This is a genomic window from Vibrio sp. 10N.261.46.E11, assembly GCF_041472735.1.
Lineage (GTDB): Bacteria > Pseudomonadota > Gammaproteobacteria > Enterobacterales > Vibrionaceae > Vibrio.
The window spans coordinates 1-13,970 of the sequence record NZ_JBFRQW010000049.1 but is presented as its reverse complement, the minus strand read 5'-3'; the positions used below and the strand labels follow the sequence as shown (position 1 = coordinate 13,970).

The 13,970-nt window shown below is 43.7% G+C and carries 12 protein-coding genes and 8 tRNA genes; 7 read left to right on the top strand and 13 right to left on the bottom strand.

Translation table 11 applies throughout. The features are described 5' to 3' along the window. Positions 1-35: 35 nt before the first annotated feature. The 13 genes from AB4407_RS15880 to lolB form a co-directional block, all read right to left on the bottom strand. Positions 36-110: transfer RNA gene (locus AB4407_RS15880), tRNA-Gln, on the bottom strand. 30 nt (positions 111-140) lie between these two features. After that, positions 141-225: transfer RNA gene (locus AB4407_RS15875), tRNA-Leu, on the bottom strand. Positions 226-334: 109 nt separating this feature from the next. Then, positions 335-409 (bottom strand) — tRNA-Gln (locus AB4407_RS15870). Between the two features lie 29 nt (positions 410-438). Further along, positions 439-523 (bottom strand) — tRNA-Leu (locus tag AB4407_RS15865). Between the two features lie 77 nt (positions 524-600). Beyond that, positions 601-677: transfer RNA gene (locus AB4407_RS15860), tRNA-Met, on the bottom strand. Positions 678-754: 77 nt separating this feature from the next. Continuing rightward, positions 755-829 (bottom strand) — tRNA-Gln (locus AB4407_RS15855). Positions 830-858: 29 nt separating this feature from the next. Next, positions 859-943: transfer RNA gene (locus AB4407_RS15850), tRNA-Leu, on the bottom strand. 67 nt (positions 944-1,010) lie between these two features. Beyond that, positions 1,011-1,087, bottom strand: a tRNA-Met gene (locus tag AB4407_RS15845). A 279-nt stretch (positions 1,088-1,366) separates the two neighbouring features. Continuing rightward, on the bottom strand, positions 1,367-2,458 hold the full coding sequence (ychF, locus tag AB4407_RS15840; protein WP_372121238.1) for a redox-regulated ATPase YchF: 1,092 nt from the start codon (positions 2,456-2,458) through the stop codon (positions 1,367-1,369). Positions 2,459-2,468: 10 nt separating this feature from the next. Next, positions 2,469-3,059 carry an aminoacyl-tRNA hydrolase gene (gene pth / locus AB4407_RS15835; protein WP_010439162.1) on the bottom strand — a complete coding sequence of 197 codons (591 nt, stop codon included), beginning with the start codon at positions 3,057-3,059 and terminating at the stop codon, positions 2,469-2,471. A gap of 371 nt (positions 3,060-3,430) precedes the next feature. Beyond that, complete coding sequence (locus AB4407_RS15830; protein WP_012603389.1) at positions 3,431-4,375, bottom strand: ribose-phosphate pyrophosphokinase; 945 nt, start codon at positions 4,373-4,375, stop codon at positions 3,431-3,433. A gap of 27 nt (positions 4,376-4,402) precedes the next feature. After that, positions 4,403-5,278, bottom strand: coding sequence for a 4-(cytidine 5'-diphospho)-2-C-methyl-D-erythritol kinase (ispE, locus tag AB4407_RS15825; protein ID WP_372121237.1), 876 nt, complete (start codon positions 5,276-5,278; stop codon positions 4,403-4,405). Further along, positions 5,275-5,943 carry a lipoprotein insertase outer membrane protein LolB gene (gene lolB / locus AB4407_RS15820; protein WP_372121236.1) on the bottom strand — a complete coding sequence of 223 codons (669 nt, stop codon included), beginning with the start codon at positions 5,941-5,943 and terminating at the stop codon, positions 5,275-5,277. The genes ispE and lolB overlap by 4 nt, the downstream gene beginning before the upstream one ends. A 160-nt stretch (positions 5,944-6,103) precedes the next feature. Here lolB and hemA point away from each other — a divergent pair, with 160 nt between their 5' ends. The 7 genes from hemA (at position 6,104) to ushA (ending at position 13,867) form a co-directional block, all read left to right on the top strand. After that, positions 6,104-7,363 carry a glutamyl-tRNA reductase gene (gene hemA, locus AB4407_RS15815; protein ID WP_372121235.1) on the top strand — a complete coding sequence of 420 codons (1,260 nt, stop codon included), beginning with the start codon at positions 6,104-6,106 and terminating at the stop codon, positions 7,361-7,363. 28 nt (positions 7,364-7,391) lie between these two features. Further along, positions 7,392-8,480 (top strand): peptide chain release factor 1, encoded by a 1,089-nt coding sequence (gene prfA, locus AB4407_RS15810; protein WP_009848728.1) that lies wholly within the window; start codon positions 7,392-7,394, stop codon positions 8,478-8,480. A gap of 5 nt (positions 8,481-8,485) precedes the next feature. Beyond that, positions 8,486-9,358, top strand: coding sequence for a peptide chain release factor N(5)-glutamine methyltransferase (gene prmC / locus AB4407_RS15805; protein WP_372121234.1), 873 nt, complete (start codon positions 8,486-8,488; stop codon positions 9,356-9,358). A 191-nt stretch (positions 9,359-9,549) separates the two neighbouring features. Next, positions 9,550-9,933, top strand: coding sequence for a SirB2 family protein (locus AB4407_RS15800; protein ID WP_009848726.1), 384 nt, complete (start codon positions 9,550-9,552; stop codon positions 9,931-9,933). A gap of 27 nt (positions 9,934-9,960) precedes the next feature. Next, the gene (locus tag AB4407_RS15795) at positions 9,961-10,770 is read left to right on the top strand and encodes a SirB1 family protein (RefSeq protein WP_372121233.1); all 810 of its coding nucleotides are present in this window, start codon (positions 9,961-9,963) and stop codon (positions 10,768-10,770) included. Between the two features lie 22 nt (positions 10,771-10,792). Beyond that, the gene (gene kdsA, locus AB4407_RS15790; RefSeq protein WP_012603393.1) at positions 10,793-11,647 is read left to right on the top strand and encodes a 3-deoxy-8-phosphooctulonate synthase; all 855 of its coding nucleotides are present in this window, start codon (positions 10,793-10,795) and stop codon (positions 11,645-11,647) included. Between the two features lie 558 nt (positions 11,648-12,205). Then, positions 12,206-13,867, top strand: a complete 1,662-nt coding sequence (gene ushA / locus AB4407_RS15785; RefSeq protein WP_372121232.1) for a bifunctional UDP-sugar hydrolase/5'-nucleotidase UshA — start codon at positions 12,206-12,208, stop codon at positions 13,865-13,867. Positions 13,868-13,970 lie beyond the last annotated feature (103 nt).

Here is a 13,970-nt window from a genome sequence, read left to right as displayed (position 1 = left end):
AACTACTTAAGTAATAAAACAAAGAGTTTAAATAGTGGCTGGGCTACCTGGATTCGAACCAGGGAATGCTGGCATCAAAAGCCAGTGCCTTACCGCTTGGCGATAGCCCAACAATGATATCATTTAAGATATCTAAATAATGGTGCGGTCGGAGAGACTTGAACTCTCACACCTCTCGGCGCCAGAACCTAAATCTGGTGCGTCTACCAATTCCGCCACGACCGCAGCAAATCTTTATAGTTATATCGATATTGGTGATTCGATGTAACGTTGTGCTCTTGGTTTGCTATCTAGCTTTAAAAGAAGCTAAGTAAAAAACAAAGAGTTTAAATAGTGGCTGGGCTACCTGGATTCGAACCAGGGAATGCTGGCATCAAAAGCCAGTGCCTTACCGCTTGGCGATAGCCCAACAGGATATCAATTAAGATATCTAAATAATGGTGCGGTCGGAGAGACTTGAACTCTCACACCTCTCGGCGCCAGAACCTAAATCTGGTGCGTCTACCAATTCCGCCACGACCGCAGCAAATCTTTATAGTTATATCGATATTGGTGATTCAATATAACGTTGCTTGTACTTTTTCTTTCATAAAGAAAGAATGGTGGCTACTGCGGGATTCGAACCTGCGACCCCATCATTATGAGTGATGTGCTCTAACCAACTGAGCTAAGTAGCCATCTGAGAGCGAAGTAATATAATATAATCTCGCTTCCAATGCCATTATCTTTTTAAAGATAATTACACTTTAAATTGTGGCTGGGCTACCTGGATTCGAACCAGGGAATGCTGGCATCAAAAGCCAGTGCCTTACCGCTTGGCGATAGCCCAACAATGATGTCAATTAAGACATCTCAATATGGTGCGGTCGGAGAGACTTGAACTCTCACACCTCTCGGCGCCAGAACCTAAATCTGGTGCGTCTACCAATTCCGCCACGACCGCTTTATTTCCTAAAAACTCTTTGTTGTCAAAAGACATACGTTTAATAATAAACAGAGTGCTTAGGAAATGGTGGCTACTGCGGGATTCGAACCTGCGACCCCATCATTATGAGTGATGTGCTCTAACCAACTGAGCTAAGTAGCCATTTCCAAATTGTTGCTCATTTCGAGGCGTTGCCGCTTCGTTGTGAACGGGGCGCATTATGCGGAGTTGAGTGAAACCCGTCAACTTTTTTTTTGAATAAATCACGAATAAACATCTGTTCGGTTTCTTTTTAGTCAAAGAGGCGTATTTGTCAGCAAGAAATAGGTTCAAATGCCGATATATATAGGAAGTTAAGTTTCTGGTGCAGGACTATTTCTAAAGGGGAAAAACAAAAAGGCCAGTGAATTCACTGGCCTTTTTCTAGATGTTTATCGGTAATTAAACGTTGAAACGGAAGTGAACCACGTCACCATCTTTAACGATGTATTCTTTACCTTCAAGACGCCATTTACCTGCATCTTTAGCGCCGCTCTCACCGTTAAATTCGATGAAGTGATCAAACCCAACGACTTCTGCACGGATGAATCCTTTTTCGAAGTCGGTGTGGATCTTGCCTGCAGCTTGTGGTGCAGTCGCACCTACAGGGATCGTCCAAGCGCGAACTTCTTTAACACCTGCAGTGAAGTAAGTCTGAAGAGTAAGTAGTTCGTAACCAGAGCGGATCACTCGGTTAAGGCCTGGTTCTTCGATACCCATGTCTGCAAGGAACTCTTCACGATCTTCATCGTCAAGTTCAGAAAGCTCAGATTCGATTGCAGCACAAACAGCAACAACAACGTTGTTCTCTTTTTCTGCGTACTCACGAACTGCGTCTAGGTAAGGGTTGTTTTCAAAACCATCTTCAGCAACGTTTGCGATGTACATTGTTGGCTTAAGTGTCAGGAAGTTAAGGTAGCCGATTGCTGCCGCTTCTTCTTTGCCTAGTTCAACAGTACGCGCCATGCCACCTTCAGTTAGGACAGGAAGTAGCTTTTCTAGTACAGTGATTTCGAATTTAGCGTCTTTGTCGCCGCCTTTTGCTTTCTTCGCGTTACGTTGAATTGCACGTTCACAGCTGTCTAAGTCAGCCAGTGCAAGTTCAAGGTTGATCACTTCTATATCTTCAATTGGAGATACTTTGCCAGCAACGTGAACAATGTTTTCATTCTCAAAGCAGCGTACAACGTGACCGATAGCGTCAGTTTCACGGATGTTAGCTAGGAATTTGTTACCAAGACCTTCACCTTTAGAAGCGCCAGCAACTAGGCCTGCGATATCTACGAATTCCATTGTCGTTGGAAGGATCTTCTGTGGATTAACAATTTTTGCTAATGCATCTAAGCGTAGATCTGGAACCGGAACGATACCTGTGTTTGGTTCGATCGTACAAAATGGAAAGTTTGCTGCTTCGATGCCTGCTTTAGTCAGTGCGTTAAACAGAGTTGACTTACCAACGTTTGGTAGACCAACGATGCCACATTTAAAACCCATGATATAAACCTTATTCTGCTTTGAACGTATGTAAGCGATTTTGTGCTTTTGGTAGGCCATCTTTCAATAAGATGTCTAGGCTACGAACCGATTCGTCAACGACAGCCTCGATACACTCTTGCTCTTTCGCAGGAGCTTTGCCTAATACATAACCTGCAACTTTATCTTTGTGTCCTGGATGGCCAATGCCTAATCTAAGACGATAGAATTCTTTATTGTTACCCTGTTTGCTGATGATGTCTTTCAGACCATTGTGCCCGCCATGACCACCACCTTTTTTAAACTTACCAATACCAGGAGGGAGGTCTAACTCATCGTGAGCCACCATGATCTCTTCTGGTTTAATTTGGTAGAACTTTGCCAGTGCTGCAACAGCTTTCCCGGATAAGTTCATAAAAGTCGTTGGGATCAGCAAACGAAGATCTTCACCATGAACCATGATACGACCCGTTAGGCCAAAGAACTTTGGTTCGTTCTTTAGTGTTACGTTGTGTACACGTGCTAATTCTTCAACTACCCAAGCACCCGCATTGTGGCGAGTTTTGGCGTATTCTGGACCTGGATTAGCCAGTCCAACGAGAAGTTTTATTTGTTGGCTCAAGGTATGGATCTCTCTTGGGATTTCAAAAAGCGCCGTATGATATCACAGTTTATGAAAAAGGTGCGAGCTAGCTGATAGCAACTCAATGATTCAAAACTGTGGTCAAATTAATTTTGTGGTCGTTATACCAATCGTAGTAAATAACTGATCACCCTAGCTGGTTAAAATACTCGATAACTGCGTTATAATTTTTGATTGTAGAATAACTACTTATCAAAAAATCACGCCTTGTTCTCAAGTTTTTTTCCTGCGCTATTTCTGAACACTTACTTACTGTGATTGGTATTAGATATAAAAAAAGCACTTCATCGAATGAAGTGCTTAATATCTTTTTCAGATTGTTCTGTTAAAGCAAAGCTATAGAGCTTTGCTTAGTTGAACATCGCAGAGATAGACTCTTCGTTGCTGATACGACGAATCGCTTCAGCAAGCATGCGAGAAAGGCTTAGTTCAGTCACTTTACCTGTCGCAGCCATCTCTGGAGAAAGCTTGATTGAATCAGTAACAATAACTTGGTCAAGAACTGAATTACGGATGTTTTCTGCAGCAGTACCAGAGAAGACAGCATGAGTTGCGTAAGCGAATACACGCTTAGCACCGCGCTCTTTAAGCGCTTCAGCTGCTTTACATAGTGTGCCACCAGTATCGATCATGTCATCAACGATAACACAGTCACGACCTTCAACATCACCGATTAGGTTCATTACTTCAGAAACGTTAGCACGTGGACGACGCTTATCAACGATAGCGATGTCAACATCACCTAGCGCTTTAGCTGTAGCACGAGCACGTACAACACCACCAAGGTCTGGAGAAACCACAACTGGGTTTTCTAGGCCACGGTTAGCCATGTCTTCTAGAAGAACTGGAGTACCGAAAATGTTATCAACAGGTACATCGAAGAAGCCTTGGATTTGCTCTGCGTGTAGGTCGATAGTTAAAACGCGGTCAACACCAACGTTAGAAAGGAAATCTGCAACAACTTTTGCAGTAATAGGCACACGAGCAGAACGTACACGACGATCTTGACGGGCATAACCGAAGTAAGGGATTACAGCAGTAATACGGCCAGCAGAAGCACGGCGCATTGCGTCAATCATTACCACCAATTCCATAAGGTTGTCATTGGTTGGTGCACAAGTTGATTGAATCAGGAATACATCGCTACCACGAACGTTTTCATTGATTTGAACAGCGACTTCGCCATCAGAGAAACGGTCTACAGTAGCATCTCCAAGAGAGATGTATAGACGATCAGCAATACGTTGGGCTAGTTCAGGTGTTGCGTTACCAGCAAATAGCTTCATATCAGGCACGGTGGAAACCTCGGGTTGCGTCCAGTTTTAAATAGATTGTGTGTGGGCTGATTGGTATTCAGCCAAAGTTTCTTTTAAAGGCGAAATGTTTCGTCCCTTAGCAATAAATGCAGAAACAGTGTCAGGCAGTTGTTCTAGCACCAATTCAGCTTCTTTTTTGCTGCTAAATTCAGCAAAAACGCACGAACCAGTACCAGTCAATCTCGACGGCGCGTATTGTAGCAGCCATGAAAGTTGCTTATCAACCTCTGGGTACAGCATTCGCACAATTTTTTCGCAATCGTTTACGTATTCTTGCTCTAGAAGCGTTGATAGTGCTCGCTTCGGCGTATTTCGAGTTAATTCTGAATGTGTAAATATGTCTACAGTTGCTATGCTCACTTGAGGTTTGACAACGAGATACCATTTTTCATCCGGATTAGCTGGCTGTAGCTTTTCTCCAATCCCTTCAGCGAAGGCGGCATGGCCTCGAACGAAGACAGGAACGTCAGCGCCAAGCTTCAAACCGATCTCGGCGAGTTGATCATCTGACAGGTTGAGTTGCCATAAATGGTTGAGAGCGACTAACACGGTTGCGGCATTTGAAGAGCCTCCACCAATGCCACCTCCCATAGGAAGTACTTTCTTTAACTCAATATCCGCACCGAAAGTCGTCGATGTGTATTGTTGAAGGGCAGTTGCAGCTTTCCAGATCAGGTTGTCTTCTGTCGCAACACCTGGAATTTCAGGTGTGATGGTTATCGAGCTTGTTTCTCGGTTTGCGGTAACCGTAAGTTCATCGCCAAAGTCGACAAACTGAAATAAGGTTTGAAGTTCGTGATAACCATTATCGCGTCGGCCAGTAATATAGAGAAATAAATTCAGCTTAGCTGGCGAAGGCCAGTGCGTTGGCGTTGTTATCATTTTTTCAGTGTCCACTTCGAAACTACAATGTTGATTTTGTTCTCGTTTTGCTTGAATGACAATCGAGTAGGGAGGGGAATTGTCTCTACGTTCGTGCTGTTTTCACTCGAGTTCCTGTTGTCTTCACCAGATAATAGTGTACTCGGCATCTCTGTATTGCGATAGTTAGCAAAATTCAGTGTCCATAATTGACTGCTGACTTGTTTGGACAGAGATTCAAGCGTGTTGGTGCTGTTGAGTTGGTAGCTATCTGCTTGGTCGGGAATGCCAAGAAACCATTGTGGTAGGTGATCAATGGGGATCTGCAATCCAGTAAGTTGCTCTACCAATACAGATGCACTTGCATGGGTGAATACTTGATCATCGTAAGTCACGACTTTTGCACCCAAACTGTCAATTGTAAGGTTCAAGGCGGTTTGACCAAGGAAAGTGGTCAGTCTTAATTGGCTTTGATTTGGGGAGTGCTTCCATATGAAGTTTAGGCTTTGGCGTTGCTCTGGAGAAATGTAAGCGAGCTTGCCTGAAGCTTGATAGTTTTCTATCTGTAAAAGCCTGTTTTGGTGACTTTGCCACTCAACGCTGGTCGGTTGTTCTGGGATAGACGAGCAACCCACCATAATGATGGTCAAAAAAATAAGAGACGTGATTTTTCGAAGCTTGCTCATATTTGCTCACAACTTGTTCAAATTTATCTAAAAAACGTCTCAACTATAGCATTGAATTCACGAACTCAGGAAAACAAATCCCGCTTGCTCTTTAAATAGAGCCATGCATCAAGTAAAATTCGCCCCTTGTTTCCATTCCCTGATCGAGAACTTCTGATACATGTCTTTGCTTGCCGTAGGTATCAATCACAATACAGCGTCGGTTGAATTGCGAGAAAAAGTCGCTTTTGGTCCAGATAAATTATCTGAGGCACTCAAGCAACTTAACGCAAATGCACACGTAAATGGAAGTGTCATACTTTCTACCTGTAATCGAACTGAAGTGTATTGTGACGTCAAAGGCGTGGCAAAAAACAAGATTATCGATTGGTTATCAGTTTTCCATCAAGTTAGCCCTGAAGAATTAAAACCGAGTATCTATATCCATGAAGAACAAGCCGCGATTAAGCACTTAATGCGCGTTGCCTGTGGTTTGGACTCTCTGGTGTTGGGTGAACCACAGATTTTAGGTCAGGTGAAGCAAGCTTATACAGACTCTAGAGATAACAAATCTGTTGATGCTTCAATGGAAAAACTGTTTCAGAAATCATTTTCTGTTGCGAAGCGAGTTCGAACTGAAACTGAAATTGGCGGAAGTGCGGTTTCAGTTGCTTACGCAGCTTGCACATTAGCCAAACACATCTTTGAGTCGATTGCTGAATCAACGGTGTTATTGGTAGGTGCGGGTGAGACGATTGAATTGGTGGCAAAACACCTTTCAGCGAATGGTTGCACCAAGATGATTGTGGCCAACCGAACTCGTGAGCGTGCTTTAGGGCTAGCTGAAGAGTTTGGTGCTGAAGTGATCAGCCTCAATGAGATTCCTGACCATTTACACAGAGCGGATATCGTGATCAGCTCAACCGCAAGCCCGCTGCCTATAATTGGTAAGGGCATGGTCGAGACCGCACTTAAGACAAGAAAACATCAACCGATGTTGTTGGTTGATATTGCAGTTCCTCGAGACGTTGAGTCTCAGGTAGGCGATCTGAATGATGCTTACCTGTATTCCGTTGATGATCTGCAGTCGATTGTTGATGGCAACATTGAACAACGTAAAGTGGAAGCTATCCAAGCAGAAGCGATCGTTAGTGAAGAAAGTGCAGCATTCATGAGTTGGATGCGCTCACTGCAAGCGGTAGACAGTATTCGTGACTATCGCAAATCGGCCAATGAAATCCGAGAAGAATTATTAAGTAAGAGTTTACAATCACTTGCCGCTGGCGGTGACCCTGAGAAAGTCTTACTCGAGCTAAGTAACAAGCTCACAAACAAATTGATCCATGCTCCAACGCGTGCACTTCAAAGTGCAGCTGAGCAAGGAGAACCTGCAAAATTAATGGTCATTAGACAGAGTTTGGGTCTAGAAAACCCTCAATAATATTCGACCTCCAACAGAATAAGACATTATGAAAGCCTCGATTCTAATAAAGCTTGAAACACTTGTTGAACGCTATGAAGAAGTTCAACATCTACTTGGTGATCCCGATGTACTTGGGAATCAAGACAAATTCCGTGCCTTGTCAAAAGAGTATTCTCAATTAGAAGAGGTGACGGGGTGCTTTAAATCATACCAGCAAGCTCAAGAAGATTTAGAAGCTGCTGAAGAGATGGCAAATGAAGACGACGCAGAAATGCGTGAAATGGCTCAAGAAGAAATCAAAGATGCGAAAGCGAACATTGAACGTCTGACTGATGAGCTGCAAATTCTTCTGATTCCAAAAGATCCAAACGATGAACGTAACTGTTTCTTAGAGATTCGTGCCGGCGCAGGTGGTGATGAAGCGGGTATTTTTGCGGGTAACCTTTTCCGTATGTACTCTAAATTTGCCGAGAAAAAAGGCTGGCGCGTCGAAGTGATGAGCAGCAATGTTTCAGAGCAGGGCGGCTTTAAAGAGATGATCGCTAAAATCAGTGGCGACGCTGTTTACGGCACCATGAAGTTTGAGTCTGGCGGTCACCGTGTACAACGTGTACCTGAGACTGAATCTCAAGGTCGTGTTCATACATCAGCATGTACTGTTGCGGTTATGCCAGAGATCCCAGAAGCGGATCTACCAGAGATCAAAGCTGGCGATCTTAAGATTGATACTTTCCGTGCATCTGGCGCGGGTGGTCAGCACGTTAACACCACGGATTCAGCAATCCGTATTACTCACTTACCAACAGGTACAGTAGTAGAGTGTCAAGACGAGCGTTCTCAGCATAAAAACAAAGCGAAAGCGATGGCTGTTCTAGCGGCTCGTATCGTTCAAGCTGAAGAAGAGCGTCGTGCTGCTGCGATTTCAGATACACGTCGTAACCTACTAGGTTCTGGTGACCGTAGTGACCGTATTCGTACGTACAACTACCCTCAAGGCCGTGTTTCTGATCACCGCATCAACTTAACTATCTACCGCCTGAACGAAGTTCTGGAAGGTGATATGCAAAGCCTGCTTGATCCTGTTCTACAAGAACACCAAGCCGATCAACTAGCAGCACTTGCTGAGCACAACTAATTACTATGCAGTCAGCATATACGGTTGAAAGTGCTTTAAAGTCAGCAATCGTACAGCTTCAAGAGGGCGATAACACATCGCCCTCGATTGATGCTGCGGTACTGCTTTGTCACGCCTTAGATAAACCTAGATCTTACCTACTGACTTGGCCTGAGAAGCATCTTACTTCAGAACAAGAATCCGAATTCAATACCCTTCTAAAACGTCGCTTAACCGGTGAGCCTGTGGCTTATATTGTTGGTGAACGTGAGTTTTGGTCATTGCCGTTAAAAGTCTCTCCTTCTACTTTAATCCCACGTCCAGATACGGAACGCTTGGTTGAAGTGGCGTTAGACAAAACGTATGGCAAGCAAGGTGCGATTCTCGATTTAGGAACTGGTACAGGTGCGATTGCTTTGGCATTGGCGTCTGAGATGCCGAACCGACAAGTGACGGGTATTGATCTTCGTCCGGAAGCGCAGCAACTTGCGACAGAAAACGCTCAGCGATTAAATATCACTAACGCCACTTTTTTACATGGCAGTTGGTTTGAACCTTTGATCTCGGTGAATTCTGAAGAAGACGCTGTAAAGTTTTCGTTGATTGTCTCGAACCCACCGTACATTGAGAAGAATGATCCTCATTTATCTCAAGGTGATGTGCGTTTTGAACCGATCACAGCGTTAGTTGCTGAAGAGAAAGGTTTAGCAGATATTCGATACATTTCTGAAAACGCACGAAGCTTTTTAGAAAACGAAGGTTGGTTAGCGTTTGAACACGGTTACGACCAAGGTTTAGCTGTACGTGAGATTATGCAGGCGCTCGGATATCTCGATGTTGTGACAGAGAAAGATTACGGTGGTAATGACCGAGTGACATTGGGTCGTTACTGTTCATAGGTTGCTGTTAATCATCTTGTGAGCAATAGATGATTAACTTGCTAAATTGATACCTTTAACTCGAAAATACACTTAACTCGATAATGCATTTAACGCAGAAATACAGAGAATTAACGCAGAAATGCAGGGCATTAACGGGTATTGTGTGGCTCGTGTTAACGAAAGCACATATAAAAATATAAAGGAATACCATGTACGAAGGTTTAAAACATTTTCACCTACTCACGATTGCTATAAGCGCGCTACTTCTTTCGATCCGTTTCGCTCTGATGATGGCTAACTCACCAAAGCTTAAGCATCCTTTCTTGCAGCGTTTCCCTCATATCAATGACTCGCTACTGCTGTTATCGGGTATTGGTTTGATTTTTATCACTGGCTTTATTCCATTTACACCTGCAGCACCATGGTTAACCGAAAAACTAACCTGTGTTATGGCTTATATCGCACTGGGCTTCTTTGCGCTTAAGCTAGGTAAAAACAAGCTACTGAGAGTGTTCTCTTTCTTCGGTGCGCTTGGTTGGTTAGCGATGGCTGGTAAAATTGCAATGACGAAGACACCAACATTTTTCGGTTAATTATCTCCTTATTTCGGTTAACTACCTATGTACGAATTTTTTGATGAAGACTTTGACCAGCTAGAGTTAGCTGAAGGTGCATTGATCTTAAATAAAGCGATTAACCCAGAAACTCAAGACGGTTGGGCAGAACAAGAGTTGGCGAGATTGTTAAAAGACGCCGAGTTTGCTTTGGTTAACGAAACGGATGAACAGCAGAAGTTTGAATCCTTTATTCGACTATTCTTTTATGAGTGGGGTTTTGCCGGCGATAAAGAAGCGTATTTTTCTTCGGAAAACGCATTTATCGATAAAGTACTTGAGAGAAAAAAAGGCATTCCAGTGAGTCTTGGTGCGATCTTTCTGTATCTAGGTCGCAAGTTAGGCTTCCCTGTTGAAGGCGTATCTTTCCCAACTCAATTCTTACTTAAAGTGAGTTGGTTCGGGCAAGCTGCTGTGTACATTAACCCGTACAACGGTGAGTACGTTGGCGTGCAAACTTTACGAGCATGGCTTATTGGGCATGATGGCCCACTCGCGAAGGTGAAGGCTGAACACTTAGAGGTTGCTGACCACCCAACGATCATTGGTAAGTGGCTAGCGTTGCTTAAGAGTGCATTATTGCGAGAAGAGCGTTATACGCTTGCATTGAAGTGTACCGATCTTGCGTTAACGTTTGTGCCGGATGATCCGTATGAAATCCGTGACCGTGGTTTCATCTATCAGCAACTGGATTGTCACCAGATTGCCGCCACCGATTATCAGTACTTTATCGACCAATGCCCAGATGACCCTGCATCTGAGCTACTAAAATCTCAAGTGAACGTCATGAACGAAAAGACAGTGGTTGTTCACTAATTAATAATTATTTAGAGAGAATATGATGGAACAGAAAACAGTTCACATTGGCAATATGCCAATTGCTAATGACAAGCCATTTACGCTATTTGCAGGTATGAACGTTCTTGAATCTCGCGATCTAGCTATGCAGATCTGTGAGCACTACGTGAAAGTAACAGAGAAGCTGGGTATCCCTTATGTATTTAAGGCGTCTTTCGACAAAGCAAACCGTAGCTCAGTTCACTCATACCGTGGTCCTGGCATGGAAGAAGGTCTTAAAATTTTCCAAGAGCTGAAAGATACTTTTGGCGTGAAGATCATTACTGATATCCACACAGAAGCACAAGCTCAGCCTGTTGCTGATGTGGTTGATGTAATCCAACTTCCAGCGTTCCTAGCTCGTCAAACCGACCTTGTTGAAGCGATGGCTAAGACTGGCGCGGTTATCAATGTGAAGAAGCCTCAGTTCATGAGCCCAGATCAAGTAGGTAACATCGTTGATAAGTTCGCTGAGTGCGGCAACGAGAACATCATTCTTTGTGAACGTGGTTCTTGCATGGGTTACGACAACTTAGTTGTTGATATGCTTGGTTTTGGTGTAATGAAAAAATCATCAAACGGCAGCCCAATCATCTTTGATGTGACTCACGCGCTTCAAATGCGTGACCCTTCAGGTGCTGCATCTGGCGGTCGTCGTGAGCAAACTGTTGAGCTTGCTAAAGCAGGTATTGCTACTGGCATTGCTGGTTTGTTCCTTGAGGCACACCCGAACCCAGATCAAGCGCGTTGTGATGGCCCATCAGCTCTACCACTAGATAAGCTAGAACCATTCTTGAAGCAGATGAAAGCACTTGATGACCTTATCAAAGGCTTCGAGCACATCGAGATCAAATAGCTTTATCTGATGTTAAGCCGCTAGTATTAACTAGAGAGTGTTAACTCGTTATTCGACTGCAATAGATATACGCCCAACTCTTAGAGTTGGGCGTTTTTTTAACGGTGTCCCGTCCTGAAATATGTTTAGTTCACTGAAGCCTCAGCCTATTTGAGCTATGACTGAGCTGTCTAGTTGCTCGTGAACTTGTTTTTCAGATCGTCAATCCAATAGTCGGTGATTAAATCCTTGTTAACAAAACTTCTAATTTCCTAAGAAAGCGGTATAGGTGTGTGAGGTCTGTCCTGTTTGCAGTAAATTACCGACATTCATCACATTTTATAGGTAAACGATTGCCTGTGATGCAGGGGAAGTTTGAGTGTAATCTCATAATTTTGTTACACTTAACTGTCGATCTATGCGTGACCAATTCGACATAAATATGAAATCGTCGTGTTACATTTAGAATGTTAATTTAAGATTAGTCATGTTGAAGTCTTATTGTTCGAACTCCAGACAAGGAGTCGCAATGGATTATAGAAAGCAGTGGATTCCCCTAAAAAGTTCAAAGGTATGACAATGAAGCAACGCCTTATTCTAAAGACAGCACTAAGTGCTGCAATCCTAGCTACTTTGGCTGGATGTGCGTCTCAATCAGCTCATGATTGGAACCAAGACGAAACTTATAAGCTAACTATCCTGCATACGAACGACAACCATGGTCGTTTTTGGCAGAACAAATACGGCGAATACGGCATGTCTGCACGTAAAACGCTTGTTGACCAACTTCGTGCAGAAGTTGAAGCAGAAGGCGGTAGCGTGTTGCTTCTATCTGGCGGTGACATCAACACTGGTGTACCAGAGTCAGATCTTCAGGATGCAGAACCTGATTTTAAAGGTATGAATAAAATTGGTTACGATGCAATGGCATTGGGTAACCACGAGTTCGATAACTCACTAGACGTACTACAAAAACAGATCGACTGGGCAAACTTCCCAATGCTATCTGCAAACATCTACGATAAAGCGACGGGCGAACGTAAGTTCCAAGCTTATGAGATGTTTGAAAAGCAAGGCATCAAGATTGCTGTTATCGGTCTAACAACTGAAGATACCCAAAAGATTGGTAACCCAGAGTTTATTGCTGGTATCGATTTCCGTGACCCTAAAGAAGAAGCGAAGAAACTGATCGCTGAACTTAAAGAAACAGAAAAGCCAGACCTAATTTTCGCTGTGACTCATATGGGTCACTACGAAAATGGTCAACGTGGTGTTAATGCTCCGGGTGACGTAGCGCTTGCTCGTTACCTAAATGAAGGCGATCTAGATATGATCGTTGGTGGTCACTCTCAAGAGCCTGTTTGTATGGAAGGCCCTAACGTTGCGAAGAAAAACTTCAAGCCGGGTGATGAGTGTAAACCCGACGTTCAAAACGGTACTTACATCGTTCAAGCTCACGAGTGGGGCAAGTACGTAGGCCGTGCTGATTACGAATTCCGTAACGGCGAACTAGAGATGGTGAGCTACGACTTGGTTCCCGTTAACCTTAAGAAGAAAGTTAAGATTGACGGTAAGAAACAGCGTGTCTTTATTCAAGATGAAATCGCACAAGATCCAGAGCTGCTTGAATTCCTACGTCCTTTCCAAGAACAGGGCCAAGCTCAGTTAGAAGTTCAAATCGCTGAGACAAATGGCAAGCTTGAAGGTGACCGTAACGTAGTTCGCTTCCAACAAACTAATCTGGGTCGTTTGATTGCTACTTCTCACATGGAGCGTGCAAAAGCAGACTTCGCTGTGATGAACTCTGGTGGCGTTCGTGACTCAATTGAAGCCGGCGATGTGACTTATAAAGATGTACTAACAGTACAGCCTTTTGCAAACATCCTGACTTACACTGATATGACAGGTAAAGAAGTTCTAGATTACCTAAACGTAGTGGCGACTAAACCTGTTGATTCAGGTGCTTATGCACAGTTTGCAGGTATTTCTATGACTGTTGCTGACGGTGAAGTATCGAATGTCTTCATCGGTGGCAAGCAGCTTCGTTTAGACGAAACATACCGCTTTACGGTACCAAGCTTTAACGCTGCTGGCGGTGATGGTTACCCTAAACTGTCTGATCACCCTGGCTTTGTGAACACAGGTTTTGTTGACGCTGAAGTACTAAAAGAGTACCTAGAAGCAAACAGCCCTGTTGATGTGAACAAGTACGCGCCTTCAGGTCAAATGGTTTACAAGTAATTGACCCCAGTTAATTGAATCACTAGGTGCTAAATTAGATTGACTCTAGCACCATGATAAATTTAACTAAAGCGACGCCTCGGCGTTAATGCCGTTCACTTAA